Origin of the sequence: Streptosporangium sp. CA-135522, from assembly GCF_050949235.1 — a bacterium.
GTDB lineage: Bacteria > Actinomycetota > Actinomycetes > Streptosporangiales > Streptosporangiaceae > Streptosporangium.
Genome location: NZ_CP192026.1, coordinates 5,633,587 through 5,658,010, shown reverse-complemented (window position 1 = coordinate 5,658,010; position 24,424 = coordinate 5,633,587). Strand labels below are relative to the sequence as shown.

Annotated in this window: 27 protein-coding genes; 9 read left to right on the top strand and 18 right to left on the bottom strand. The window is 69.5% G+C overall.

All coding sequences use genetic code 11. The features are described 5' to 3' along the window. Positions 1-39: 39 nt before the first annotated feature. A complete protein-coding gene (locus ACQPYK_RS26855) occupies positions 40-672 on the top strand; it encodes a TetR/AcrR family transcriptional regulator (RefSeq protein ID WP_433236298.1) in 633 nt (210 codons plus the stop codon). Positions 673-676: 4 nt separating this feature from the next. Here the strand turns inward: ACQPYK_RS26855 and ACQPYK_RS26850 are convergent, their stop codons facing one another. Beyond that, the gene (locus ACQPYK_RS26850; RefSeq protein ID WP_433236295.1) at positions 677-889 is read right to left on the bottom strand and encodes a hypothetical protein; all 213 of its coding nucleotides are present in this window, start codon (positions 887-889) and stop codon (positions 677-679) included. Between the two features lie 35 nt (positions 890-924). Between ACQPYK_RS26850 and ACQPYK_RS26845 the strand changes: the two genes are divergently transcribed. Together ACQPYK_RS26845 and ACQPYK_RS26840 are read left to right on the top strand one after the other, a co-directional pair. Beyond that, complete coding sequence (locus ACQPYK_RS26845; protein WP_433236292.1) at positions 925-1,824, top strand: LysR family transcriptional regulator; 900 nt, start codon at positions 925-927, stop codon at positions 1,822-1,824. Positions 1,825-1,922: 98 nt separating this feature from the next. Then, the gene (locus tag ACQPYK_RS26840; protein WP_433236289.1) at positions 1,923-2,777 is read left to right on the top strand and encodes an alpha/beta fold hydrolase; all 855 of its coding nucleotides are present in this window, start codon (positions 1,923-1,925) and stop codon (positions 2,775-2,777) included. A 361-nt stretch (positions 2,778-3,138) separates the two neighbouring features. On the opposite strand, the gene ACQPYK_RS26835 is transcribed toward ACQPYK_RS26840, so the two are convergent. The 6 genes from ACQPYK_RS26835 to ACQPYK_RS26810 form a co-directional block, all read right to left on the bottom strand. Next, entirely contained in the window at positions 3,139-3,738 is a 600-nt protein-coding gene (locus ACQPYK_RS26835; protein ID WP_433236286.1) for a DUF305 domain-containing protein, read from the bottom strand. A gap of 74 nt (positions 3,739-3,812) precedes the next feature. After that, a complete protein-coding gene (locus ACQPYK_RS26830) occupies positions 3,813-5,159 on the bottom strand; it encodes a DUF1996 domain-containing protein (RefSeq protein ID WP_433236283.1) in 1,347 nt (448 codons plus the stop codon). 331 nt (positions 5,160-5,490) lie between these two features. Beyond that, positions 5,491-5,865 (bottom strand): fluoride efflux transporter CrcB, encoded by a 375-nt coding sequence (gene crcB / locus ACQPYK_RS26825; protein WP_433236280.1) that lies wholly within the window; start codon positions 5,863-5,865, stop codon positions 5,491-5,493. Then, positions 5,862-6,206, bottom strand: a complete 345-nt coding sequence (locus ACQPYK_RS26820) for a DUF190 domain-containing protein (RefSeq protein ID WP_433236277.1) — start codon at positions 6,204-6,206, stop codon at positions 5,862-5,864. Before ACQPYK_RS26820 ends, crcB begins: the two co-directional genes overlap by 4 nt. Beyond that, on the bottom strand, positions 6,203-6,676 hold the full coding sequence (locus ACQPYK_RS26815) for a FluC/FEX family fluoride channel (protein WP_433236274.1): 474 nt from the start codon (positions 6,674-6,676) through the stop codon (positions 6,203-6,205). The genes ACQPYK_RS26820 and ACQPYK_RS26815 overlap by 4 nt, the downstream gene beginning before the upstream one ends. A 252-nt stretch (positions 6,677-6,928) precedes the next feature. Then, on the bottom strand, positions 6,929-7,045 hold the full coding sequence (locus ACQPYK_RS26810; RefSeq protein WP_433236271.1) for a hypothetical protein: 117 nt from the start codon (positions 7,043-7,045) through the stop codon (positions 6,929-6,931). Between ACQPYK_RS26810 and ACQPYK_RS26805 the strand changes: the two genes are divergently transcribed. After that, a complete protein-coding gene (locus ACQPYK_RS26805; protein ID WP_433259136.1) occupies positions 7,010-7,249 on the top strand; it encodes an alkyl sulfatase C-terminal domain-containing protein in 240 nt (79 codons plus the stop codon). The two genes, ACQPYK_RS26810 and ACQPYK_RS26805, sit on opposite strands and share 36 nt — an antisense overlap. Before the next feature lie 27 nt (positions 7,250-7,276). Here ACQPYK_RS26805 and ACQPYK_RS26800 read toward each other — a convergent pair whose 3' ends face one another. Next, positions 7,277-7,930: a helix-turn-helix domain-containing protein gene (locus ACQPYK_RS26800; RefSeq protein WP_433236268.1), complete on the bottom strand. Its 654-nt coding sequence runs from the start codon at positions 7,928-7,930 to the stop codon at positions 7,277-7,279. Positions 7,931-8,286: 356 nt separating this feature from the next. Here ACQPYK_RS26800 and ACQPYK_RS26795 point away from each other — a divergent pair, with 356 nt between their 5' ends. Then, entirely contained in the window at positions 8,287-9,147 is an 861-nt protein-coding gene (locus ACQPYK_RS26795) for an alpha/beta fold hydrolase (protein ID WP_433236265.1), read from the top strand. A gap of 190 nt (positions 9,148-9,337) precedes the next feature. Here ACQPYK_RS26795 and ACQPYK_RS26790 read toward each other — a convergent pair whose 3' ends face one another. Next, positions 9,338-9,964, bottom strand: coding sequence for an ester cyclase (locus ACQPYK_RS26790; RefSeq protein WP_433236262.1), 627 nt, complete (start codon positions 9,962-9,964; stop codon positions 9,338-9,340). A 318-nt stretch (positions 9,965-10,282) separates the two neighbouring features. Continuing rightward, positions 10,283-11,221 (bottom strand): slipin family protein, encoded by a 939-nt coding sequence (locus tag ACQPYK_RS26785; protein ID WP_433236259.1) that lies wholly within the window; start codon positions 11,219-11,221, stop codon positions 10,283-10,285. Between the two features lie 429 nt (positions 11,222-11,650). Between ACQPYK_RS26785 and ACQPYK_RS26780 the strand changes: the two genes are divergently transcribed. Further along, a complete protein-coding gene (locus ACQPYK_RS26780) occupies positions 11,651-12,097 on the top strand; it encodes a MarR family winged helix-turn-helix transcriptional regulator (protein WP_433236256.1) in 447 nt (148 codons plus the stop codon). Positions 12,098-12,163: 66 nt separating this feature from the next. Continuing rightward, positions 12,164-13,069, top strand: coding sequence for a pentapeptide repeat-containing protein (locus ACQPYK_RS26775; protein ID WP_433236253.1), 906 nt, complete (start codon positions 12,164-12,166; stop codon positions 13,067-13,069). 105 nt (positions 13,070-13,174) lie between these two features. On the opposite strand, the gene ACQPYK_RS26770 is transcribed toward ACQPYK_RS26775, so the two are convergent. The 7 genes from ACQPYK_RS26770 to ACQPYK_RS26740 all read right to left on the bottom strand — a co-directional run bounded on the left by ACQPYK_RS26770 (position 13,175) and on the right by ACQPYK_RS26740 (position 21,112). Beyond that, positions 13,175-14,323 (bottom strand): M6 family metalloprotease domain-containing protein, encoded by a 1,149-nt coding sequence (locus tag ACQPYK_RS26770; protein WP_433236250.1) that lies wholly within the window; start codon positions 14,321-14,323, stop codon positions 13,175-13,177. A gap of 155 nt (positions 14,324-14,478) precedes the next feature. Beyond that, positions 14,479-15,714, bottom strand: coding sequence for an alpha/beta fold hydrolase (locus ACQPYK_RS26765; RefSeq protein ID WP_433236247.1), 1,236 nt, complete (start codon positions 15,712-15,714; stop codon positions 14,479-14,481). Between the two features lie 29 nt (positions 15,715-15,743). Then, positions 15,744-16,730 carry an ABC transporter ATP-binding protein gene (locus ACQPYK_RS26760; RefSeq protein ID WP_433236244.1) on the bottom strand — a complete coding sequence of 329 codons (987 nt, stop codon included), beginning with the start codon at positions 16,728-16,730 and terminating at the stop codon, positions 15,744-15,746. Further along, positions 16,727-17,524: an ABC transporter ATP-binding protein gene (locus ACQPYK_RS26755; protein WP_433236241.1), complete on the bottom strand. Its 798-nt coding sequence runs from the start codon at positions 17,522-17,524 to the stop codon at positions 16,727-16,729. Before ACQPYK_RS26755 ends, ACQPYK_RS26760 begins: the two co-directional genes overlap by 4 nt. Beyond that, complete coding sequence (locus tag ACQPYK_RS26750; RefSeq protein WP_433236238.1) at positions 17,521-18,516, bottom strand: ABC transporter permease; 996 nt, start codon at positions 18,514-18,516, stop codon at positions 17,521-17,523. Before ACQPYK_RS26750 ends, ACQPYK_RS26755 begins: the two co-directional genes overlap by 4 nt. Beyond that, positions 18,513-19,442, bottom strand: coding sequence for an ABC transporter permease (locus ACQPYK_RS26745; RefSeq protein WP_433236235.1), 930 nt, complete (start codon positions 19,440-19,442; stop codon positions 18,513-18,515). Before ACQPYK_RS26745 ends, ACQPYK_RS26750 begins: the two co-directional genes overlap by 4 nt. Further along, positions 19,439-21,112 (bottom strand): ABC transporter substrate-binding protein, encoded by a 1,674-nt coding sequence (locus tag ACQPYK_RS26740; protein WP_433236232.1) that lies wholly within the window; start codon positions 21,110-21,112, stop codon positions 19,439-19,441. The genes ACQPYK_RS26745 and ACQPYK_RS26740 overlap by 4 nt, the downstream gene beginning before the upstream one ends. Positions 21,113-21,243: 131 nt before the next feature. Here ACQPYK_RS26740 and ACQPYK_RS26735 point away from each other — a divergent pair, with 131 nt between their 5' ends. Together ACQPYK_RS26735 and ACQPYK_RS26730 are read left to right on the top strand one after the other, a co-directional pair. Continuing rightward, entirely contained in the window at positions 21,244-22,203 is a 960-nt protein-coding gene (locus ACQPYK_RS26735) for a LysR family transcriptional regulator (RefSeq protein ID WP_433236229.1), read from the top strand. Between the two features lie 324 nt (positions 22,204-22,527). After that, on the top strand, positions 22,528-23,529 hold the full coding sequence (locus ACQPYK_RS26730; RefSeq protein ID WP_433236226.1) for an endonuclease/exonuclease/phosphatase family protein: 1,002 nt from the start codon (positions 22,528-22,530) through the stop codon (positions 23,527-23,529). A 402-nt stretch (positions 23,530-23,931) separates the two neighbouring features. On the opposite strand, the gene ACQPYK_RS26725 is transcribed toward ACQPYK_RS26730, so the two are convergent. Further along, positions 23,932-24,216, bottom strand: a complete 285-nt coding sequence (locus tag ACQPYK_RS26725) for a hypothetical protein (RefSeq protein ID WP_433236223.1) — start codon at positions 24,214-24,216, stop codon at positions 23,932-23,934. Between the last annotated feature and the right edge of the window lie 208 nt (positions 24,217-24,424).

Genomic DNA, 24,424 nt, shown 5'->3' with positions numbered 1-24,424 from the left:
TCACCGAACTGAATTGACCGATCGTGCTAAAATATGGCCATGCGGCCAGAAAGTGAGCCAAGTGGTCAGAAGCAGCGGTCATTCATCGAGCTGGCCCGGCGAGCCCAGATCATCGACTCCGCCATCCAGGTCATCGCCGAGATGGGATTCGCGAAGGCGTCGCTGGCGCTGATCGCCAAGCACGCCGGCATCAGCAAGGGCGTGATCTCCTACCATTTCGCCGGCAAGGACGAGCTGATGGAGGAGGTCGTCAACCACGTCTACTCCGGCATCATCGAGTTCGTCATGGCCAGGATGGAGAAGGAGGAGAGCGCGACGGGCCTGCTGCGCACGCACATCCTTACCATCGCCGAACACATGCGCGACAACAGGGCCCAGCTCAGGGCGCTCGGCGAGATCTTCTACAACCTGCGCCAGCCCGACGGCTCGCCCCGCTTCGGCATCGCCGCCAGCGAGCCGATCTTCGCGGCGCTGGAGGAGATCTACCGTCACGGCCAGGCGAGGGGGGAGTTTCGCGCCTTCGACGTCCGCGTGATGGCGGTGGCCCACTCCGGCTCCATCGACAACATGTTCGCCTACTGGATCGCGCACCCCGGACATGACCTCGACGCCCACGCGCGCGAGCTCGCCGATCTCTTCGAACACGCCACCAGGGCGGAGAAGCCCTCTTAAAAATCTACAATGTAAAGGCGGTCGGTCGCCCCGAACCGGTCCAGCTGTCGGCCTCGGCGATGATGGCGGTGGCGAGTTGCGCGAACCGGGCGGCGATCTGTCGCGGGGGTGACGGCCGATCGTGTTCCAGCCACCAGGCGATGGCCCGAACGAACATGGCGGACAGGATCGTGGGCACCGGCCCGGTGGCCGGGGCGTGGGTGGACGAGGGGGACACGGCGTACGGCGATGGCGTGGTGGGACAATTCGGTGATGATCAGTTCGCGTCAGCTCGAATACGTCCGGGCCGTCGCCCGGGAGTTGCACTTCACCCGGGCGGCCGAGGCGCTGCGGATCGCACAGCCGGCGTTGTCGCAGCAGATCCGCAAGCTGGAACGGCAGTTGGGGGTGGCGTTGTTCGAGCGGAACAACCACCGGGTGGAGATCACCCCGGCCGGGGCGGCGCTGTCGGATCACGCCGAGCGGATTCTGTCCGATCTGGTGGCGGTCGAGGAGGAGATGGCCGGCTGGGGAACCGGTGCCCGAGGCAGGATCCGTCTGGGCAGCGCTCGCGGCCTGACCGTACGGCTTGCCCGCATGCTGACCGAGTTCGGCGAGACCTGTCCGGCGGTCGAGGTGGAACTGCGGGAGATGACCGGTGAAGAGAAGGTGGACGGCCTGCACGCCGGCCGGCTCGACGCGGCGACCGTGGCCATCTCCCCCCACTTGGACGACACCCGCCTGGCGTCCCATCCGCTCGGCGTGGAGCCGCTGGTGCTCATCACCGCGGCCGAGGGGCCGTGGACCGGTGAGCGTCGCGTGCCCGTCGCCGCCCTCGACGGGCTTGATCTGGTCTCCTACCCCGCTGGGGCGGTCGTCTGGGAGATCATTGTGTCGGCCCTGGCGGCGGCCGGGTCCACCCCTCGGTTCCGCTTCGAAACCCGCGACTACACCACGGCTCGGGCCCTGGCCAGCGTCGGTGCGGCAGTCGCCATCGTCCCCCGTTCCATCGCCGAGGAAGCGGGACAACCGGTACGGATCGTCAGGCTCGACCCCGAACCGGTCTGGGCGCCGGCGCTGGTGTGGTCGGCCCTTCGCCGGCCGGGACCGGCGCTGGCCGCGTTCATCGACTTCGTGATCCGGCATCCACCGCTTGTCTCGGCCGATCCGTGATATTTCTGATGTATCGCTGTCAGTCCAGTTATGTTTTGGACATATGGTGTGCCGTTCCCCGATGATCGCCGTATCAGCCATACCGGATACGGGAGCACATGATGAACCGCCGCGACGAGGGCCGCCACGAACAGGAAGGGTCGGTCCAAGGCAGCCTGACCGGGGTGAGGCTGCGCAGGGTGACCTTGACCGATCACGAGACGGTGGTGGCGCAGCGGGGTGACAGCGGTCCGGCCGTGGTGCTGATCCACTCCCTCGGCGTGGACTGGCGCATGTGGAGGCCGGTCATGGACCGGCTCTCGGCCGGCCGGCGAGTGTTCGCCTACGACATCCGCGCGCACGGGTCGGCGGCCGGGGCGCCGGCGCCGTTCACCATGGCCGACACCGCCCGTGACGTGGTGGGCGTGCTCGATGCCCTCGACCTGGAGCGGGTGCATCTCGTCGGGCTGTCCCTGGGGGGAGCGATCGCGCAGGTCGTCGCGGTAAGTCGTCCTGACCGGCTGGAGTCGCTGGCCCTGCTGGCCACCACCGACCGGCCCTTTCCCGACGCCTTCGAGGCCAGGGCCCGTCTGGCCGAGACCGACGGCATGCAGGCACTGGTCACGCCCACGCTGTCTCGATGGTTCACCCCCGGTGCGCTCGCCGACGACGGCTGGGGTGTGCGCTACGCGCGCGAATGCGTCCGCGATTTCGACCCTGCCGACTGGGCCGCCGTCTGGCGGGCTTACAAGAGCCTGGACGTGTACGACCGGCTCGGAGCCTTTCCCGCTCCGGCACTGGTCCTCGCGGGTGAGCTCGACGCGTCCGCCACGCTCGAGTTCCAGTCCGCCCTCGCCGCACGCATCCCCACGGCCGACTTCGAGCAGCTGCCGGGCACGCCCCACATGCAGACCCTCGAACAGCCCGAGCTGGTGGCCGACGCCCTCGACCGGTTCCTTCCCGCCCAGCGGTAACGAGCTCACCGGCATCCCGGTGGACGGTCTCCCTCACCTGCCTCGCGCGGAGCATCCCGATGCTCTGCGTCTGCCTGTCGGCAGGGAAGAGCTCGGTGGGTCCGGGCCGTCGGACCGCAACAATGACACCTGCTTCCCGCCGATCCGGCGGCATCTCGTGGATAAGGCATGGGCGGGGGAGACGGCGGCCTTGGGCGCGTGGCGTTCCGCACGCCGTGCCATGGCACGCAGAAGCCGGCGGGCGTCGTGGAAGTCACCACGCCACGACAGCGCGGTACCCTCGCAGGCCAGGCGGTGGGAGCGACATGATCAACCTCCTCGCGGAATCTGGAAACATCTCACGGCAGGACCTGCCGTCGGCTCACATGGCCGCCCGGACACGGCCGAGCAGGTCGAGCTGGGCGCCGCGGGACCGTTCGACGGCGGCGGCCAGGGCGCGGGTGTCGTCGTCGGCGCCGGCGGTCTGCTCGGAGCGGGAGACCATGGCCGACTGCTGGAGATGCTCACGCAGACGGTCGAGGAAGAGCCGGTCGAACGCGGCGCCGCCGGTCGCTCTCAGGGCCGTCAGGTCGGCGGCGGTGACCATGCCGGGCATGTCGTGTCCAGCGTGCACGTTCGTCGGCGGCAGGCCGGTCCGGGTCAGCATCACGCGGAGCCGTTCGAGCTCGGTCAGGTGATCGTTCCTGGCCCGGGCGGCCAGCCGCCGGACGGCAGGGTCGTGCCCGCGCTCGGCGCCGAGGTCGAGGAGAGGCAGGACCCGCTCGTTCATGGGGATCATCAGCTGGAGCCAGGCCGTGTCGGTGGTGTTGAAGCCACCCGAGGCCGTGGCGGCGGCGCGGACCGGCGATCCGTGACGGTGATCCGGTACGGCTGCCGTGGTATGAGTGACACAGCCGGTCACCAGGCCGATTGTCAGGGTGGACACGACGAGCGGGGTGAACATCCCGCCGGCACGTCTCATGCGGACCTTCCTCGCGTCGGGGACACCCGCCCGGCCCCGGGGGGGCCGTGTCGATCGGGGCCGGGCGGGTGCGGTCAGGGGAGCTCGAAGTTCTCGGTGAGAGCGGCGCCGCGGTGCGGCTTGTACAGGTCGTAACCGCGCGGGTTGCACTGGAGGCCACCGTTGATGCAGTGGGTGACCAGGGCGTCGAGGATGGCGGGGTCGTCCCACGCGTTGAAGAAGTCGTAGTGCCAGGAATAGCCGCGGCCGCTGGCCAGCCGTGCCTGGGACAGGTCGCCGGATGCCGGGAAAGCGATCTTGAACTCGAGCATCGGCACCGGCACCGGATAGGTGGCGGGGCAGTAGCCGTCGGCGGGGTAGGCCATGTGGCCCTTGTGGTCGGCGCTGTCGAGGTGAACCCCGTCCCAGCAGCTTGGCGCCTGGTAGCGGACGTTGACCTGGCTGCCCGCCGGGCAGGACGTCGGGATGTCCCAGCTGTGGGAGATGTCGCCGCACTCGAAGCCCTCGACCGCGCCGGGCGAGTCGCGGAACTGCTCCAGCGTCGCGGTCGGACTGCCCACGACGAACCGTAGCCCCTGCGGGAAGGAACGCACCCGCCAGTATTCGAGGATGCCCGACTTGTAGTAGACGACCTGGTTGCCGGTCGGCTGGATCAGCTGGTCACCCTTGTAGAAGCTCGGGAACCAGTAGGCCGACCTGTCGTGCGGATTGGTGCACGATGTGCCGCCTCCGAGGAGCGACGACGACGTGCTGTCGGCGTTGGTCGTGGTGTTGCCGACGAAGGTGTGCATGTGCGAGGCGCCGGGCAGGCCGGGGAAGACGATCGGGTCGTCGGGCCGGTTCGTCGTCCACGAGCAGTTGGCCTGGAACTCATGGTGCGTCACCTGGTCGGTGAACGTGGGGCTCGGGACCGGGGTGGAGCCGCCGCCCGTGCCGTACACCTTGAACTCCCACAGCGAGTAGCCGTAGCCGCCGGCCCGGGCGGTGCCGTACATGCGGACGTAGCGGCCGTTGCCGGACACATTGAGGGTCTGGCCGCCTCCGCTGCCGGTCGTGGTCGAGTAGAGGTCGGTCCACGACGTGCCGTTGGCGGAGGTCTGGATCTTGAAGGCCTTGGCGTAGGCGCCTTCCCAGTTCAGGATGACCTGGGAGATCGTCGCCGTGGCGCCGAGATCGACCTGGATCCACTGCGGATCGCTGAACGCGCTGGCCCAGCGGGTGCCGCCGTTGCCGTCGAAGGCGGCCCCGGCGCCGTACCCGCTTCCCTCGACGGAGGAGGCCGTCGCGGGCATGCTCTGCGAAAGGAGGGTGTCCGCCGCGGTGGCGGGACTGATGATCGCCAGAGTGGTCGCGACCAGCGCGGCCAGCATGGCGGCGACCAGTCCCAGGCGGAACCGGCCGGGGCTTCGGAGTGGGTGCATGGCCTCTCCTTGGGGTGGGGGGTCACCGTTGGAAACGGCGAATGGGAGAGCGCTCTCCCAGAGAGAGTGACCGGGGATGTCAATGGTTGTCAATACAAAAGGATTCTTAAATTGAAATATCCGGTTCATCCGGTGGAAATGGGATAGCCCCATGCGCCGCGCGCCGATCGAAGATCGCTGGATCCGGCACTCCCTCCCGACACCGCCGGTCGCGGCCGTCGATCCGGCGGGCGGGCACGCGCCCTTCGCCGGCGGTTCCCGGCTGCCTCGTCCGACCTCGCCGGCGGTCCCGGGCCGCCTCGTTCAACTTCGCCGGCGGTCCCAGGGCGCCCTATCCGACGACGGCCTGGGCGATCGTGAGGCCGATGAACACCGCGCCGAGACCGGCGACGATCGATGCGATGACGTTGGCGGCGGCGAAGAAGACCGCACCGGTCTCGGCCAGCCGCAACGTCTCGTACGAAAACGTCGAGTACGTGGTCAGCGCCCCGCACAGCCCGGTGCCCAGCAGCAACTGCGCGTCGGTGCCCACCGCCCCGGCCAGCGCCGCCCCGGCCAGCACGCCCAAAACCAGCGAACCGACCACGTTCGCGGTGAAGGTGCCCCACGGGAAGACCGTGTCGTGGCGGGCCTGCACGGCCCGGTCGGTCAGATAGCGCAACGGCGCGCCGACCGCGCCGCCGAACAGCACCAGCAACCAGTTCACGCCCTCACCTGCCGTCCGCGGTAGTGAACGACCTCGACCTCGTCCAGGACGGCCAGGCCTTCGATGAGGAGGTCGTCCAATCGGGGCAGGAAGGCGCGGATCCGCTCTTCGGCGTCGACGATGACGATCGCCACCGGAAGGTCGTCGGCCATCGACAGCAGCCGGGTGGTGTGCACGACCTGGCCGGCGCCGAAGCCTTCCACGCCGCGAAAGACCGACGCGCCGGCCAGTCCGGCGGCGTGCGCCCGATGCACGATCTCGGTGTACATGGGGCGGTGGTGCCAGGTGTCGGTGTCATCGACGAAGATCGTCAGGCGCAGGGCCCGCCCGGACAGACTCATCGCATCCTCCTCGTCGCCTTGATCGCCGGCAGCCGGCGGGCGGCCCACGCGCCGGCGGCCACCGCGGCCAACGCCGCGGCGGGCGTCGCCACCAGGTAGGCCAGCGCGAGGCCGGCCCGGCCACCGATCACCAGACGCTCGACGTCCACGCAGTAGGTGGAGAAGGTGGTGAACCCGCCCAGCACGCCGGTGGCGAAGAACGGTCGCACCCAGGCCGGCGCCGTCCACACCTCGGTCAAGATCACCATGAAGATCCCGATGACCAGGCAGCCGGAGGCGTTGACGCCCAGCGTGGTCCACGGAAAGGAGCCGGCGGCGGTCGGCCACAGCAGAGCCGCCCCGTAGCGGGCACCCGTGCCGATCGCGCCACCGGCGGCGATCACCGCCAGCACGCCGTAGCGCGTGCGGCGCGGTTCGCGGCGCCGGCGCGCATCGGCGAGATCGACATCGGGGTCGACGGGCTCGGTCACTGCCGCGAACCTCACCTGATCCGGACGCATGCCTCTCCCCACACGTGGCGTGGCCCCGCCGATGCGGGTGCGAGCCGTCACGAGCAGGGACCGCTGGCGGCGGCGGAGCGTCACGGTTCGGTACGGCGAGCCCCACCGCTGCGGCATCCACGCCACCGGCGCGGTGCCCTCACACCTCTCAGCTTAACGGGAGGAGGGCCCGCCGATCGTTCGTCCACGCGGGGGCCGGCCGTACCGGACCAGATCGATCCGTTACGGCGGGGCCCGCCGCCGATTGGGACGACGACGGAGTCCGACTCCGCCGCCCACTCCGCAGTCGGCGTCGAAGTCGCTGTGCTGCGAGGAGTAGCAGGGGACGGTCCAGCCCATGCGCTTCTTGAACGGCTCGATCTCGGCGAGCGGGCCGATGCGACGCTCACCACCGACGCCGGCACCCTCCGGGCCGTGTACGCCGGCCGGCGCTCCCTGCAGGAGGCCGTTCGGTCAGGTGATCTGCGCCTCGACGGCGACGAGCGGGCGGCCGAGCGCATGATCGATCTGCTGCTGGCGGCGGTCGCGCCCACCCCCGTGTGAACGGTCGCGCCGTACGGGTCCTGCGCCTCAGATGTGCTCCATGACGACCACCGCGGTGGTGTCCGGTTCGAGGGCCTCGAAGATGTGCGGCGCGTCGCCGGGATAGGTGATGTAGTCGCCCGGACCGAGCTCGACCGGCTCTGCGACCGGGCCCACCAGCGCCCGGCCGGTGGCGAGCACCACGTGTTCCGTCGTGCCGGGCATGTGTGGTTCGGAGATTCGGGGATCGCCCGGCCGTGCCCCGACGCGGTAGATGTCCCGACGGGCGCTGGGAGGGCAGGAGGCCAGCAGCGTGGCGGTGTGGTCGGCCTGTTCGGAGTGGGTGAGCGGGCCCTCGCCGGCGCGGATCACCCGCACATCCGGCCACGGCGGCTCGACCAGCCGGCTGAACGGCACGCCGAGCGCGACGCCGAGTGCCCACAGGGTCTCCACGCTCGGGTTGCCGCCACCCGACTCCAGCTGGGACAGCGTGGACTTGGCGATGCCCGCCCGCCTCGCCAGCTCGCTCAGAGACAGGCCGGCGCGGTCACGCTCCCGGCGGATCAAGGCCGCGATCAGTGCGATCGGACCGAGGGGCGGCCTCTCGCCCGTGAGCGGTGAACCGTTTCCCATGTGCTCGCTCCAGAGGTCGGCTCGGCCGGCGGGGCGGACGCCGATCAACGTGTTCACGTTAATGGACATGCATTCGCTATGACGAACATCCGGTCGCGACACGCTCGCGATCGTGATCGAGCGCGGGCCGTGGGACGCGCACCTGCCGCGGATCGAAGCGCCGTCAAAGGCAGCGCCGTCAAAGGCGCGGTCCGAGCGCGGGAGTCCGCGTCCTCGCGTGCATCGGGCTGCGATGCCGTGCACGGCCGGAAGGCCGGCGGTGAGGCCGGATGAGAAGGCCGGCGGCTCGCCCACGCCCTCCTGTCCAGCGAGAACCTCCTGCGGACCGACAGATCGCAATTCTTTACGCCATAAGCTATTGTATTGCGAGTCATTACTTTACAGCCTACGGAGATCCTGACGGATCGAAGCTGGAGATGATCTCAATGCTCGAAGCGACATTGCATGACGGAAGCACCATCGATGTGGAGGTCCACGGCGCCGGGCCCGCCTTGCTGCTGCCGGTCAATCCTCGGCCGGTGGAAGGGCCGCAGGCCGACCAGATGCGGAAATGGGGCGCCGACCCGGCCCTGGGCCGCTCCCTCATCGAAGGCCTCGGCGACACGTTCCGGGTGATCGCCTTCGACTACGAGGGACACGTCCTGAGCACCCCCAAACCGGACACGCTCACACCCGCCGCCGTCGCCGGCGACCTGCTCGCCGTGGCCGATGCGGCGGGGGCCGACCGGTTCGCCTATTACGGCTACTCCTGGCTCGCGCTGAGCGGGCTCCAGCTCGCGATCCGGACCGATCGCCTCTCGGCGCTCGTCATGGGCGGCTTCCCGCCGCTCGGCGGGCCGTACGCCGAGATGCTGCGCGTGACCGCGGCGACCCACGAGATGTCCGTCTCGGCGCAGGACGCTCCCCGGATCTCGCAGTCGTCGAGCGAACCCGGTGACTGGTCGTCGGTGGAGGTGACCATGACGAGAGCGCAGACCCAGCAGTTCCTCACGCTGTATCAGGCGTTGCAGGGGTTCGACGACCGAGCCGCCCAGGCGCGTGTCGACTGCCCCCGCCTGTGCTTCGTGGGTTCGGAGGACGAGATCAAGTACGGCGAGCGCTGGGGCGACGTGCACGTGAGCATGGCGGGCCCGATCGTCGACCGGCGCGGGGAGCTCGAAGACCTGGGCTGGGACGTACGGGTTCTGGACGGGCTCGACCACACGGGGGCCATGCAGGCCGCTCATGTCGTGCCGGTGCTGCGTCCGTGGCTCGCCTCGAAGCTGGGAGTCCGCCTCCCGGAATGAGTTCGCGCCGCCTTGGCGGCCCGGTGGAGAGCTTCGGCTCCGTCGGGCCGCCATCGAAGGCGTCCGCGCCGCGCCCTCGGCCGGCGTGACCTCTTCCTGTACGGCGGAGGCGTGGACGGAGCGTTCACGATTCCTGTGCGGCGGAGGCGTGGACGGGGCGTTCACGACACCGGCGTGAGAGCCGGAGGAGTCAGCGTGATCGCGGGGCGTCCACCTGAGCCATCAGGGTCTGGTCGTCCTCGATGTGCCAGTCCTCGGTGATGCGGTCGCCTTCGACGTGCTGGATGTCGATGGCGTTGAACTCCACCTTCTGGCCCTGTCCCCGGCGGCCGTCGAGGGTGCCGGTGAAGTGGCCGCGGAAGACCAGCCGTGCGGTGATCTTGTCGCCGGTCACCAACAGGTCCGACAGCTCGCAGGTCAGATCGGGTACGGCGGCGCGGAAGTTCTTCGAGGCGAAGAGCGGACCGGCCGGACCTTGGGGGCGCCCGGTGGGCAGGGTGTTGTCGCGGAAGTCCCGGCTGATGGCGGCGTCCAGATACGTGCTCCGACCGGTGTTCCAGAAGGTGTAGAGCCGCTGGGCCAGGCGCACGGCGGTACGGGCTCGCCCGGTGCCGATGGAGCGGTCCACGGTGAGCCGCTTGGGCTGGACCAGCCGGGGGGAGCGGTCGACGAGGCTCCAGGCCCACTGGTCATGACTCGCGGACGGGGAACCGCCGGCCTGGGCCGCGGCGGAGGCTCCGACGACCCCCATGGTTGCGGCGGCTCCGATGGCGAGGCAGGCCGCGGCGAGAGCAGGGGGGCGCAGAGATATGGACATGATGCAATACGCCTTTCGCGTTTTGAGGTGGATATCGGGATCAGATCTGGCGCAGGGCTCCGCCGTCGACGGCCCACTCGACGCCGGTGACCTGCGGTCAGCGGCGACACCGTCTCCTTGGTCTGCGAAGAGGGGGTGGGCAGGGATACGCCGTCTGGACGGCTACCCCACCGACTCTGCTCGGCCCCTTTCGATAAGTCCAAGGCTTACTTTTCATGCAAGCAATAACTTTTGTTCATGGCGGTGCCCGTGCAACAGCCGGAACGTGAGCGTTCCCCACCGAGAACGCTCACCTCGCCCGAGGCGCCGGCAGGTCGCTTACCGGTCGGCCCCCGCGGTGTCGGGCGCGGTCCGGCCGAGGGCGCGGGCGTCGTCCGGGAAGTAGTGGCCGGTGGGCGCCGGCAGGTCGGGCGCCGGCAGGTCTGCCGACAGCATCGGCGGGGAGTCCGCGGTGGCCGGATCCGTGGTGGCCGGCTCGGCGGTCCGGCCGTTCTCCGGGGGTGTCGACCGTTCCAGGAAGCGGAGCAGTTCGACGGGGAAGGGCAGCACGAGGGTGGAGTTCTTCTCCGCCGCGACCTCGACGACGGTCTGGAGCAGGCGCAGCTGCAGGGCGGCGGGGTGCGCGGTCATCGTCTCGGCGGCTTGCGCCAGCTTCTTCGAAGCCTGCAGCTCGCCTTCGGCGGTGATGATGCGGGAGCGCCGTTCGCGTTCCGCTTCGGCCTGCCGCGACATGGACCGCTTCATCGACTCCGGCAGGGCCACATCCTTGATCTCGACACGGTCGATGTGCACGCCCCAGCCCACCGCCGGACTGTCGATCATCAGTTCCAGGCCCTGGTTGAGCCGCTCCCGGTTGGACAACAGATCGTCCAGGTCGCTCTTGCCGATGATCGAGCGCAGCGACGCCAGCGCGACCTGGCGAATGGCGGATTCGTAATCCTGGACGTCGACGACCACACGCACCGGGTCGACGACTCGGAAGTAGATCACGGCGTCCACGTGAACCGTCACGTTGTCGCGGGTTATGCCGTCCTGAGCGGGCACGGGCATGGTGACGATCTGCATGTTGACCTTCTGCAGACGGTCGGCGACCGGCACGATCAGGGCGAGGCCGGGCCCGCGGACCCCGGCGCGGACCTGCCCGAACCGGAAGACGACGCCACGCTCGAACTGCTTGACGATCCGAACGCCCGACATGAGCCACATCGCGCCCAGCGCCAGAACCGCGATCAGTGCGGAGAGGCCGGTAGTGATCATTTCATCCTCCCGTGTCCGCCCTCGGCTCCGCCGATCCGACTTTCCCGGCGGCCCGCGGGCCTCTCAGACGGATGACCGGTCCGCCGGTCCCGCTCTTGACGGGAGGGGCCGGCCGATCACAGGGCGACGGGGGCGGGCGCTGTGGTGCGCGGCCCCGTCACAGCGCGGACCGTCACGGCCGCCGATCGCCGGTGTCGTCGCGGTGAGGCCGTGCCTCCCCGATCGACGCGGACGACGCGGCGAGCGCCGGTGCGCTGGTCGGTGATCCCGCCATCGGCCGGATCACCCCGAACGCCGAACCAAACTTTTGTCTCGCCTGTCCGGATATTTCTATCGTAACGCGATATAAAGCGTCCGGCATGTGTCTTGTTCGCCGGGGTCTGAGTGGAGTTGCGGCACGAATATGTCGTATCCCGATACATTCGCGCTGTGACGAAGCAAGAGCCCGACCGGCCACGGCGCCCCGGTGCGGTGGGGTGGGAGGGAGCGGCGTTCGAACCCCTGATGAAGCGGGATTTCGAATCGTTGGCCCGGTTTCGTTTCGGCATTCGCCGTCACCTGCGTTTCAGCGAGGAGACGGTGCGCGGAAACGGCCTGACCCCGCAGCGGGATCACCTGATGCCGGCGCTGAAGGGGTCTCCCGACAGGCAGTGGGCGACCGTGCGAGAGCCGGCCGATCGGCTTCAGTCGCGCCGCCACAGCGTGGCCGAACCGGTCGACCGGGCGCAGGAGCAGGGACTCGTTGAGCGGGGCGCGCACCCGGGCGACGGTAGGGCGGTGCGGGTGTCGCTGACCCCTGAGGGGGAGCGGATGGCGTGGAAGGCGCACCGGGCTCCGTTCGGCCCCGGACCTGCCGGGCCGATAGTATCCACGTGAAAAGCGAAGTCCCACCCAGAGCATGTCGAAAAGCGATGTTCCCGATCCAGCAGGAGACCCCGCACATTGTCCGAGAGAAGCGAACACGCCGAACCTCTTCCGGACGGAGGTCGCCTCGGCCTGCGGGCTGACTGCGAGCGTTGCTTCGCGCTGTGCTGCGTCGTCCCGACCTTCTCGGCCTCGACGGATTTCGCGATCGACAAAGCCGCCGGGCAGCCCTGCCCCAACCTGCGGGAGGACTTCCGCTGCGGCATTCACCAGCGCCTCAGGCCGCAGGGCTTCGCCGGCTGCACCGTCTACGACTGTTTCGGCGCGGGACAGAAGGTCTCCCAGGTCACCTTCGGTGGACAGGACTGGCGCAGGGCCCCGCGGACCGCGAAGCAGATGTTCGAAGTGTTCCCGATCATGCGGCACCTGCACGAGCTGCTCTGGTATCTGTCGCAGGCGCTGACGCTGCAACCGGCCCGCCCGCTCCACGGTGAGCTGACCCGCGCGTTCGACGAGATCGAGCTTCTCACGCACGACGGCCCCGAATCCCTCACGGAAGTGGATGTGGCGGCACGCCGGCAGGAGGTCAACGCCCTGCTGCTGCGCGCCGGCGAACTCGCGCGAGCCGAGGTCCCGGGCCGCAAGAAGGATCACAGAGGGGCCGATCTGATCGGTGCCGACCTCAAGGGCGCCGACCTGAGAGGCGCCAACCTGAGAGGGGCGTACCTCATCGGAGCCGATCTCAGGGGTGCCGACCTGAAAGCGGCCGACCTCACCGGGGCCGACCTCAGGGACGCCGACCTCGGCGGCGCCGACCTCTCCGGGAGCATCTTCCTCATCCAGTCGCAGCTCGACGCGGCACGGGGGAGCGCCGACACGAAGGTGCCGCCGTCGCTCACCCGCCCGGCGCACTGGTCGCTTTCGGGTACCCCGGGGGTGGCCGCCTCGCCTCGGCCACGGAAGAAGGCCTCGCGCCGGAGATGACATCGGCGCCGGTGGAACCCCGCGACCGCGCCGTCCGCCGTACCCGGTAGGGCGGCGTTCCACCTCGGTCCACGCAAATCGAACAGCTTCGTCTTCCCGGGACAGCTATGCATGTCCGAGACGTCGCTCGATCCGCACGACGTCCCCACTGACCTCGACGCGCACCCCCGCCGACCGATCGGTGAAGATCTCGCCGGGGCCGTAGGCGCCGTCGTCGAGAGGGTGGCACCCCGCCGGCGCGACGGCGTCGGGCTTGGCGTCCATCATGCGGATGGGGCCCTCTCCCGTCGCCACCGCCGAGTCGACCTTGTAGATCACCACGCCACCCGAGCACGCGCTTCCCTTCCGCGCCTCGATCGCGTAGGCGCTCGTCTCGCTGACTTTGATCACGACGAGCTTGCGTCCGCCGGGCAGCTCCACGGGGGTGAGCCGGTAGGTCCCGCCGGAGGTGGGCACGCATGCCACCTGGCCGTCGGAGATCCAGCCGAGCTTCCACGCGTGCCACGCGAACGGACGCGGTGACGGGCCGCTGATCAGCCCCATGACGTCCCAGCCGCCGACGAAGCGGTGGTAGTCGGGCCCGGTGAAGGAGTAGAGGTCGGGCAGGCCGAAGATGTGGCCGGTCTCGTGCGCGAGAACTTTGTAGCCCCAGCGCCACATGTCCTGGCCGAAAGTGACGCCCCACTTCACTTCGGCGCCGTCGGCGACCACGCCGCTCTGGGCCGGATCCCACAGGTAGGTGGGTGAGAACGTCACCGCCGCCGCGTTCCTCGAAGGGACGATGTAGACGATGTCGTAGGCGGAGAAGTCCACCTCGGCGTCGGCCGCGGACACCGCCTGCCGGACGTAGAGCCGGTGCTGCTCGTAGCTGATACCTCTGTCGAAGCCGTAGGCGGTGTTGTCCTGCGGCATCCTGAACCACTTGTGCACCGGGGTGATGCTCAGCCGCGCCCTGCCGTACGACGCGGCGGCGAGCCACTGCCGGGCGGGCGCGAAGTGATCGGCGTACTGCGCGGTGTCGTCCTCCGCGACCGCGTCGGGGAAGTCAACGAACAGCATGACGGCTCTGATCCGGCCGGTCGCGACGTGAAACTGCCGGTGGTCGGTGTCGTGACCCTCGTCGGTCCAGCCGGTACGGCCGGGCAGCGCGCACTCGGCGGCGCGGGCCCCGGTCGCGTGGGCGGCCGTGGGGACGGCGAGGACGGACACGGCGAGTACGGTCGCCAGCACTACCGGAACTAATCGACGCAACATCAGTGGTCCTCATCGGTTCTGGGAGTAAGCCGTCCGGCAGACTCCTGGTGGTGGCCGCCGGCAGGTGAGAACTCTGGGTTCCTGGACGTTGAGTCCTGACGAGAGACCGTGCCCTGCCGGTCGGCCGGGAGAGTTGATCGCTGATGGGATGCCTTTCAGGTCGCCAGTTCCATGAGACGGGCGAACACGCGCTCGCCCGAGGCGGTGACCCCGTCGTGCTCCCACTCGTTGGTGACCCAGGCGCGCACGTTGCCGACGGCCTGAGCGGTCTCCAGTGACAGGCCCGCATCGACGTACATGTCGTCGTGGTAGATCACGGCCGCGACCGGCACCCGGTTGGCGGCCAGGCGGTCGAGGTCGTAAAGCACGGGCCAGTCCTCCACAAGGGCGAGCTGGTCGGCGGCCTCGGCGTAGGGGCGTAGCGCCGCGACCTCCTCGAACATCCAGGGATAGATCATCTCCCCGGTGAACAGCGGGGAGCCGGCGTGACGGCCGAAGCCGGGGAAGTCGGCGAGGGCCCGCTCGGCCGCCCAGGCGGTGGGCCTGGCGCCCTGGCCGTAGATGCTCTCCTGCAGTACGGCGAAGAGCGGGTTGCCAGTGAAGCCGGTGAGCTGCATGACCTGGTAGAGGAAGTCACGCGAGAGCTCGTCACCGTCGAAGGCGTCCTCGACCAGCCAGTGCACCCGCTCGAACCCGTTCCCCATGCCGAAGGCCAGGCCGAGTGTTCTGAACCTGTGCGGGGTGAGCAGGTCGCCGTCGGGCAGCCGGACCCCGCCCTCGTGCAGCCGGTCGAGGATGCGTCCGACCCTGCCGATGTCGGCGGGATAGCGGGAGTAGTATCGCTCGACCTTGGCCGCGACCCTCGGGTAGGTGCGGGCGTAGACCTCGTCGGCGGTGGCGGTCAGGCCGGGCAGCCCGCCTGTGACGTAGCAGGCTTTCAGCGCCTCAGGCGCCGTCGACAGGTACGTCATCGTCAGGAAGCCCCCGTAGCTCTGGCCCAGCGTCTCCCACCGCTCGACGCCGAGTCGCCCGCGGACCAGCTCGCAGTCGGCCACGATCGAGTCGGCCCTGAAGTGCCGCAGGTACCCGGCCAGGTCGCCGACCCGCTCGGGGGTGCGCGGGGTGACAGGGGTGCTGCGGCCCGTGCCGCGCTGGTCGAGCAGCAACACCCGGTGCGTCCTGAGCGCGTGACCGAGCCAGCCGTCCGCCCCCAGCGGCCTGGGGGAGCGACCACCGGGGCCGCCCTGCAGGTAGAGCAGCCACGGCAGGTTCTCACCTGCCCGCGCGACGTCGGCCACCTCGCGGGCGAACACCTCGATCGAGGGGCCGTCGGGGTCGGCGTGGTCGAGCGGCACGGGGAAGACATGGTCGGCCAGGTGGAGCCGGGTCACGGAGGTCCTTTCGCCGATGGCGGTCCTGCTCATCGGGTTGCGCCGTGGGGGAGATCGAGGGGGAAATGGCAGGCGACCCGATGGCCGGGCGCGCCTTCCACCAGCCTGGGCCGCTCCACCGCGCATCGCTCGGCCGCCTTCGGGCACCGGGTGCGGAAAGGGCAGCCGCTGGGCGGGTTCGCCGGGCTGGGCAGGTCGCCGGAGAGCACGACGCGGGGCCTGGCCCGCTCGATCCTCGGGTCGGGAATCGGCACCGCGGACAGCAGCGCGGCCGTGTACGGGTGGGCCGGGCGGGCGAACAACTCGTCACGGTCGGCGATCTCCACGATCGTGCCGAGATACATCACCGCGATCCTGCCGCACACCTGGCGCACGGCGCCGAGATCGTGGGCGATGAACACGTAGCCGAGCCCGAATTCCTCCCGCAGGTCGCCCAGCAGGTTGAGGATCTGCGCCTGCACCGAGACGTCGAGCGCGGACACCGGCTCGTCGCAGACGACCAGCTTCGGGCGCAGGGCCAGCGCGCGGGCGATGCCGATCCGCTGGGCCTGGCCGCCGGAGAACTGGTGGGGCAGCCGCTCGGCGTGCTCGGGGCGCAGCCCCACCCGCCGCAGCAGCTCGGCGACCTGACCCGGTTCGGGCTTCAGACCCTGGTAGCGGAAGGGCGCCGAAAGGATCGCCTCGACGGTCATGCGGGGGTTCAGCGAGGAGAACGGATCCTGGAAGATCATCTGCAGATCGCGGCGGATCGGACGCAGGGCGTCCTCGCCGATCGCGGTGATGTCGCGTCCGTCGAAGCGGACCGTGCCCTCGGTCGGCTCGGCCAGCCTGGTGATCAGCCTGGCCGTGCTCGACTTGCCGCAGCCCGACTCACCGACCAGGCCGAGCGCCTCGCCCTGCCTCACGGTCAGCGAGACGTCGTTGACCGCGGTCAGATGGCCGGTGACGCGACGGGTCAGCGCGTGGCGCACGGGGAAGCGCTTGACCAGGCCTTCGACTTCCAGGAGGGCTGTCACGAGATCTCCAGACGGTCAGGCACGGGCCGGTCGATCCGGGGGACGGCGGCCAGCAGGCTGCGGGTGTACGGCTCGCGCGGGTCCTCGAACAGCGTGTGCACCTCGCCGCGTTCGACGGCCCGCCCGCCGTACATGACGACGACCTCGTCGGCCGTCCCCGCCACCACGCCGAGATCGTGTGTGATCAGCAGGATGGCGGTGCCGTACTCCTCGCGCAGCGTGTCGAGCAGGCCGAGGATCTGCGCCTGCACGGTCACGTCCAGCGCGGTGGTCGGCTCGTCGGCGATGATCAGCTCGGGCTCCAGGCAGAGCGCCATCGCGATCATCACGCGCTGCCGCATGCCGCCGGAGAACTGGTGAGGGTAGTCGCGGGCGCGCCGCTCGGGCTCGGGGATCCCGACGCGTTCCAGCATCCGGACCACGAGTGCGCGCGCCTGTTTCCTGCTGGTACGGCGGTGCGCCCGGTATGACTCGGCGACCTGGAAGCCGACCGGGTAGTAGGGGTTGAGCGACGACAGCGGATCCTGGAAGATCATCGCCAGCCGGTCACCACGCAGCCTGCGGACGGTCCGCCGGTCGCTTCCGAGCAGTTCCCGGCCGCCGAACCAGATCTCGCCGCTGGTCCGGGCGTCATTGAGCAGGCCCATCACGGCGAGGCTGGTCACCGACTTACCGCAGCCTGACTCGCCGACGAGGCCGAGCACGCGGCCGCGCTCCAGGCTGAAGGACAGGCCGTCGACGGCCCTGGTGTCGCCGAAGGAGACCGTGAGGTTCCTGACATCGAGCAGTGTCATGCGGCGCCCAGCCTGATCCGCGGGTCGAGCACCGCGTAGAGAAGGTCCACGATCACGTTCGCGCAGACGATGAAGGTCGCGGCGAACAGCGTCACGCCGAGGATCACCGGCTGGTCCGAGCTGTTGATCGCGTCGGCGGCCAGCTTGCCTACGCCGGGCAGGCCGAACACCGACTCGGTGATCAACGCGCCGCCGAGCAACGCGCCGAGATCCATGCCGAAGACGGTCACGATCGGGGTGAGCGCGGGACGCAGCGCGTGCCGCCGCACCACGGTGTGTTCGGACAGGCCCTTGGCCCGGGCGGTGCGGACGAAGTTCTGGTTCAGCGCGCCGATCAGCTCGGTGCGCGTCAGTCTGGCGTACATGCCCGCGTAGAGCGCGGCCAGCGCGATCCACGGCATCAGCATCGAGGCGAACCAGCCGGCCGGGTCTTCCAGCAGGCCGACCGCCCTCGGGTACGGCAGGACCTTGAGCACGACGACGAGGACGTACTGCAGGACGAGCGCGGTGAGGTAGATCGGCAGCGAGACGCCGCCGAGCGCCGCTCCCATCGCGGTCCTGTCCCACCATGAGCCCCTGCGCAGCGCCGCGACCGTCCCGGCGCCGACCCCGACGAGCAACCACAGCACGGCGGCACCGATCGCGATGGACGCGCTCACCGGCAACCTGCTGACCAGCAGTTCCCGCACGGGCACGTTGGTCTGGAAGCTGAAACCGAGGCAGGGGAACGGGCACTCGACCGCGGTCGGCCCCGTACCGTAGGTGCGCCCGGTGAAGATGCCCCGCACGTAGGCGGCGAACTGCTCTGGGATCGGCCTGTCGAGGCCGAGCTGGCCGCGGATCTGCTCGATCCGCTCAGGCGTGCAGGCCTTGCCGCACGCCTTCTGCGCGGGGTCGTCCGGCGCGACATAGAAGATCGCGAAGGTGAGCGCGCAGATGACCACCAGGATCGCGACGGCCGCGCCAAGTCGTTTGAGGAGATAGATGATCATCGGGCGTCTCCGAGCGCGTCGCCGACCATGTTGAACGCCAGCACGGTGACCAGGAGGAACAGGCCGGGGATGAGGAAGTAGACGGGGTCGGCCGCGTACCAGGGCACGGCCGAGGCGATCATCTGCCCCCATGACGGGGTCGGCGGGCGCACCCCGACGCCCAGGAACGACAGGCCCGCCTCGGTGGCGATGTAACCGGGAATCGACAGCGTCGCCACGACCAGGATCGGCGCGGTCAGGTTGGGCAGGATCTCCCTGAACAGGATCGCCCCGCGGGGCGCGCCCAGCACCCTGGCCGCCTCGACGAACTCCCTGCCCGCCAGCGCCATGGCCTGACCGCGGACGATCCTGCCGATGTACGGCCAGCCGAACAGGCCGAGTACGGCGACGAGCATCAGTTCGCGGTCGCCGTCGGGGACGACGGACATGAACGCGATCATGAAGATCAGGCTCGGGAAGGACATCAGCAGGTCCATCAGGCGGCCGATCACCATGTCGGCCCAGCCGCCCCTGAACCCGGCGACGAGGCCGAGCACGGTGCCGAGCGCGGTGCCGAGCGCGGTGGAGAGCAGGGTGGCCAGCAACGAGATCAGCAGCGAGACCCGGGAGCCCCAGGCGACGCGGGCGAGCACGTCGCGGCCGGTGACGGGTTCGACGCCGAGTGGATGCCCGGCGCTGATGCCGCCCCACGAGCCCTTCGGCAGACCGCCCAGGGCGGGGTCGATCGCCTCGGGGCGGAACTCGGTGGGCGACTGACCGGTGAGGGCGGTGATCAGGGGGGCGCCGAGGGCCATGAGCACGAGAAGTGCGATGACCGTGACGGCGACGGTGGCGGTGCGGTCGGACAGGACACGCCGGGCGAGCCGGCGCGCCGGTGAGGCGACGGGCTCGGCCGCCGTTGCGCCGGCCGCCTGGGCGAGCGTCACTGGGCGCTCTTAAGACCGACCGTGGCGAGATCGACTCGTCCGACGTAGGCGACGTGCCCGTAGGCGCCGATCACGTTCGACCCGGTCAGGAAGGCGGACTTGTCCCAGAGGAAGGGCACGAGCGGCGCGTCCCGCATGATCCGCGTGGCCAGTTCGCCGTAGGCGGTCGCGGCGGCGGCGGCGTCCGTCATCACGCCGATCTCGTCGAAGCGTTTGTTGACCTCGGCCGAGTCGTATCGTGCCCGGTTCTGGTTGCCCTGCTTGACGATGAACCGTCCGTCAAGGACGTTCGGCAGGTACGTCGAGGCCCCCGTCCAGTCCGGGGTCCAGCCGTCGATGACCAGGTCGTGCTGCTGGTCGGTGTTGCCGACCGTGCTCCAGAACGCCGACGAGCTGATCTCGTTGATCTTCACCCGGATGCCGACCCGGCCGAGCGACGCCTGGACCGCCTCGCCCTGTGCCTTGCCGCTCGGCGTGGCCGGGGTGTCGAGTGTGAGGTCGACGCCGGAGGCGAACCCCGCCTCGGCGAGCAGCGCCTTGGCCTTGGCCAGGTCAGAGGGGTACGGATCCTCCTCGCGGTGACCCGGTATCGACGGAGGCAGGATCGTGGTGGCGATGTCGCCCGCGACGGGCCCACCGCGCACGGTCCGCAGCGCCTCCTTGTCCAGTGCGTAGGCGACCGCCTGACGTACCTTCACCTGGTCGAGCGGTTTCCTGGCGGTGTTGAGCGACAGGAACCTCGTGTTGGTCGACTCGCCGACGACCAGGCGCTCCTTGAGCGTGGGGTCGGTGAGCACCTGGGCGACGGAGGCGGCGCCGATCGGCTCGAACTGCACGGCGTCGGCGTCCTCGCCCTGCCCCGCGATCATCCGCTGGTCGACCACGGCGGGATCGAGGTTGAGGTCGATGACGATGCGGTCCGGCAACCCCTTGCGCACGGTGTCGGTGGAGCGGTCCCAGTGCTCGTTGCGGACGAGTTCGATCCGCTTCTTCGGCTCGAACTTCTCGATCTTGTAGGGTCCGGAGGAGAACGGCCGATTGTCGTAGGCGACCCCGGCCTCCCTGTCCTTGGGCACGGGTGCGAAGAACGGCATCGAGACGGTCGAGCCGAAGTCGGCGACCGGCCTGTTGAGCCGGAACACGATCGTCCGGTCGTCGGGCGTCTCGATCGACCTCAGGTCCTCCCCGCCGAGCGGGCCCCTGTACCCGCCGCCGCCTCGCAGCCACATCCGGGCGTACGGCGGGCCTTCGGGAAGCTCGGGGGCGAATGTACGCTCGACACCGTATTTGACGTCCTTGCTGGTGATCGGGCGGCCGTCCTCGAACTTCACGCCCTCCTTGAGGGTGAAGGTCCAGGTTCTGGCCCCGTCGGTGGGAGTGCCGAGATCGGTGGCCAGGTCGGGGACGACCGCGCCGCCCGGGGCGCCGGGCGCCGCGGCGTTGGTGGTGAGCGTGCGGTAGATCAGCCTGCCGACGTCCATCGATGAGGTGACGTAGTTGCGGGCCGGGTCCAGATGCTCAAGGTCGATGCTGGACAAGACGTGCAGCACGCCGCCTTCGACGCTCGCCGTCCCTCGTGGAGTCGAAGCCGTACCGTCACCCTGACCGCAACCGCTCGCGACACCGGCGAGACCGACCGCGAGGGCGATCAGGGCACGCTTTCCTGACATGTCGCTCCACCTTCCGTTAGTACCATTGCCATGTGAAATTGCACATATCGTTATGGGGTCGTTGGGGTGGGTAGATAGTCATCCATCCGTTTGCCAGGACAAAAGCTCCTATTTACCCATAACGTTGGGTTATGGAGTTGGAGATCCGGCACCTGCGCGTCATCTGCGCCGTCGCCGAGTCGGGCAGTCTGACCCGAGCCGCCAAGAGCCTGCGCCTGTCCCAGCCCGGCCTCACCGCCCAGCTTCGCCGCATCGAGACCATGCTCGGCGGTGCGCTGTTCGAGCGAGTCCCGCAGGGCGTGCGGCCCACCGCGTTCGGCGAGCTCGTGCTGGCCAGGGCGCGAGCCGTGCTGCCCGCCGTCGACGATCTCGTCTTCGGACTCCGCGCGCCGGCCCAGCACAGGACGCTGCGGATCGGCACGGTCAACGCGCCGTTGCTGGCCGGGCTTGTGTCCTGGCTCGACGCGGCCCATCCCGATGCCAGGGTGACCACCGTCACCCGTGGAGCCTCGACCCGGCTCGTCGAGCTGGTCGAGGCCGCCCAGCTCGAGCTCGCGGTGGTAGGGGACTGCCCGGGTTTCGAGCTCGCGGCCCGCCCCGGCGTCGTGCTGCGGCCGGTGGTGATCGAGCCCGTCTTCGCGATGATGGCCGTCGGCCACCCGCTCGCGGCCAAGCCCGAGGTCACCCTCGGGGACCTGGCCGCCGAGGACTGGATCGTACCGCCGCCCGACGATGACAGGATTCGGGAGTACTGGGCGACGGTTCTCCGTGACGCGGGGCTGGCCATGCGGGTGCGGCACGAGGTGGAGGGACCGGTCCTGGTCGATCTCGTGCTCGCCGGGCTGGGGGTCAGCCTGTGCCAGGCGACCTCCCGGCAGTCGCCCGGTCTTGCGATCAGACCGATCGTCGGAACCCCACTCTGGTACCGGCACCTGCTGGCCTGGCATCGCGACGGCCCGTTCGCCGCCGGGGGCGCCGAGGTCGTCGAGAACGCCCGGCGTGCCCATGGCGAGGCGAGCAGGCGCAACGACGCCTATCCCGCGTGGCTGGCCCGTGGCGCGGACCGGCCTCTGGAGGGGAACGGGCCATGAGTGAACATGCTCTGTCCATGAGTGAACATGCTCAATTGCGTCTATCTATTCTCACAAATGAGCGCTAACCTCCTCTCCAGCTCACATCGTCCGGAGGTGGGGCGTGGTGCCGTCCACTGCGCCCCGGTGGCAAGGCCGCGCAGAGGAGGCGGTCCGCCGGGGTCCTGTGGTGCCGGAACCCGCGGCACGGGCCGGACGGGATCGTGAGGCGTCCGCGACCGGCTTCGCGATCCGGGCGCCACGCTCGCGGAGCCGTCGGAGAGCGGGTCGCCGGATGGTCGGACCCCGTTAGCCGGCCGGTCAAAAAATTTAGGGAGTAGTAAAATGTCACGTGTTACATTAACTTCAGCTGTCCTGTCCGCCTTTCTCGTCGTCGCCGCGGCCCCGTCCGCGCACGCCGCGCCCAAGGCCGACGACGTCAGGGTGCTCGCGTGGAACATCTGGCACGGAGGCAAGGACCCGGCCGTGGGCGGCGCGGCGAACCTGCCGCTGGTGATCGACCAGCTCGTCGACATCGCGCCCGACGTCTTCCTGTCCGTCGAGACGTACGGCTCCGCCGAGGACATCCGCGCCGGGCTGAGCGCCAGGGCGGGGAAGGGCGACTACACCGCGACCCGGATCACCTCCCGGTCGGCCGACAACCTGTGGATCTTCACCCACTACCCGATCACGAAGGTGTACCCCAAGCCGGTCGGTGGCATCGTCAACGACTTCTACTTCGGCGGTATCCGGGTCAAGCTGCCGAGCGGGCGGGAGGCCAACTTCTTCGACACCTGGCTCAACTACTCCGACCCGTGGGTCGGTGACATGATCGATGCCAACGCGACGGCGATCCAGAAGGGTGAGGCGCAGCCGTACACCGCCCAGCAGGTCACCGAGGGCGACACCCAGGTTCAGCTGCCCCAGATCACCGACATCATCCACAACCACCTGCCGGCCATGCTCTCGGGCAACACCGACCCGGTGATCCTCGGCGGTGACTTCAACACCCTGCCCGCCGCCGACTGGACTCAGGGCGGCGCGCACTGTCACTACGGTCTCTCCTATGACCTGCGAGCGACCGGCGTGGTCACCGACGCGGGTTTCGTCGACACCTACCGCGCCGTCAACCGCAACGTGTGCAAGTCGCCGGGCAAGTCCTGGAGCCCCCAGCCGGACTACGACTACATGATCACCAAGGACCGGATCGACTTCATCTTCGCCAAGGGGGCGGGCGTGAAAGCGCGTGACTCCTTCACCGTCGACCGGCGGCTGGCGAGTCACGAGCCCGGCAGGTTCTACTCCGACCACGCGGCCGTGGTCACCGACCTGCGCATCTCGCGCTAGCCGGAAGGATCCCGCGTCGGCTTCTTCCCGCACCGTCTGTCGGCGGCCACCTCGCGGGCCGTGCTTCTCCCGGGCGCTGTCGGTGTGATGAGCGATGGCCGGGCTGTCGGTGTGATGAGCGATGGCCGGGGTGGGGTGGGGCGTCGGTTCACGAGGGCCGGCCTCTGGAGCGATGGGAGCCGCGGTCACCTCACGCGGATCCGTACGAGGAGCCCGTCGTCACCGGCGTGTGCGGACGGTGAGGTCTCCATCGGCCGCTATGGGCCTTTGCGCCATTTTTCGAGAAGAAAGGATGTCTCTGGGATCTGTCGGCCGGTGATTTGTTCGGCGGCTCGACGTGGCGCATCGTTTCCCATTCGATCCGGCATTGTTTGAATTAATCGGAATTGTTTTCCGGGTGGTTCACAGCGTCGTGTCGCTGCTCGCGGAGTCCCACGTGGTGCCGTCGGTGTTCGCGGAGTCCCAGGTCGTGCCGCTGGTGGAGTCCCACGTGGTGCCGTTGGCGCCGGCTGAGTCCCAGGTGGTGCCCGCGGTGACCGCCGAGGCGGAGTCCCAGGTGGTGCCGGCTGCGCTCGCGGTGGAGTAGCCGCCGATGGCCGCGGTGGCGGCCAGGGCGCCACCGACGATCGCGACGGAAAGCTTGGCGGTGAGGTTGAAACCGATCGAGGAGGCGGTGGAGTTCTTCATTTCTTCGTCTCTTTTCTTGAGCGGTTGTTTTGTTCTTGTACAACCAACTCTGCGCCTCCCGCGCCCTGCGAACCAGGCGAAACGGAGTCAGCAAGTTCCCGCCCGGTGGCAGCTTCCTGCCACCGGGCGCCGGCGGGCCCGGAAGCCGTCCGCCCGTCCAGCGGGGGACGGGTCTGCGGCACGCGCGGCGGCGGCCGGTGCCGGCGGG

Bases quoted from the DNA above. Each gene is read 5' to 3' on its own strand.
- ACQPYK_RS26855 (WP_433236298.1), top strand. From the start codon at position 40: ATGCGGCCAGAAAGTGAGCCAAGTGGTCAGAAGCAGCGGTCATTCATC.
- ACQPYK_RS26845 (WP_433236292.1), top strand. From the start codon at position 925: ATGATCAGTTCGCGTCAGCTCGAATACGTCCGGGCCGTCGCCCGGGAG.
- ACQPYK_RS26840 (WP_433236289.1), top strand. From the start codon at position 1,923: ATGATGAACCGCCGCGACGAGGGCCGCCACGAACAGGAAGGGTCGGTC.
- ACQPYK_RS26835 (WP_433236286.1), bottom strand. From the start codon at position 3,738: ATGAGACGTGCCGGCGGGATGTTCACCCCGCTCGTCGTGTCCACCCTG.
- ACQPYK_RS26830 (WP_433236283.1), bottom strand. From the start codon at position 5,159: ATGCACCCACTCCGAAGCCCCGGCCGGTTCCGCCTGGGACTGGTCGCC.
- ACQPYK_RS26820 (WP_433236277.1), bottom strand. From the start codon at position 6,206: ATGAGTCTGTCCGGGCGGGCCCTGCGCCTGACGATCTTCGTCGATGAC.
- ACQPYK_RS26810 (WP_433236271.1), bottom strand. From the start codon at position 7,045: ATGGGCTGGACCGTCCCCTGCTACTCCTCGCAGCACAGCGACTTCGAC.
- ACQPYK_RS26800 (WP_433236268.1), bottom strand. From the start codon at position 7,930: ATGTCCATTAACGTGAACACGTTGATCGGCGTCCGCCCCGCCGGCCGA.
- ACQPYK_RS26795 (WP_433236265.1), top strand. From the start codon at position 8,287: ATGCTCGAAGCGACATTGCATGACGGAAGCACCATCGATGTGGAGGTC.
- ACQPYK_RS26790 (WP_433236262.1), bottom strand. From the start codon at position 9,964: ATGTCCATATCTCTGCGCCCCCCTGCTCTCGCCGCGGCCTGCCTCGCC.
- ACQPYK_RS26785 (WP_433236259.1), bottom strand. From the start codon at position 11,221: ATGATCACTACCGGCCTCTCCGCACTGATCGCGGTTCTGGCGCTGGGC.
- ACQPYK_RS26770 (WP_433236250.1), bottom strand. From the start codon at position 14,323: ATGTTGCGTCGATTAGTTCCGGTAGTGCTGGCGACCGTACTCGCCGTG.
- ACQPYK_RS26755 (WP_433236241.1), bottom strand. From the start codon at position 17,524: ATGACACTGCTCGATGTCAGGAACCTCACGGTCTCCTTCGGCGACACC.
- ACQPYK_RS26750 (WP_433236238.1), bottom strand. From the start codon at position 18,516: ATGATCATCTATCTCCTCAAACGACTTGGCGCGGCCGTCGCGATCCTG.
- ACQPYK_RS26740 (WP_433236232.1), bottom strand. From the start codon at position 21,112: ATGTCAGGAAAGCGTGCCCTGATCGCCCTCGCGGTCGGTCTCGCCGGT.
- ACQPYK_RS26735 (WP_433236229.1), top strand. From the start codon at position 21,244: ATGGAGTTGGAGATCCGGCACCTGCGCGTCATCTGCGCCGTCGCCGAG.
- ACQPYK_RS26730 (WP_433236226.1), top strand. From the start codon at position 22,528: ATGTCACGTGTTACATTAACTTCAGCTGTCCTGTCCGCCTTTCTCGTC.
- ACQPYK_RS26725 (WP_433236223.1), bottom strand. From the start codon at position 24,216: ATGAAGAACTCCACCGCCTCCTCGATCGGTTTCAACCTCACCGCCAAG.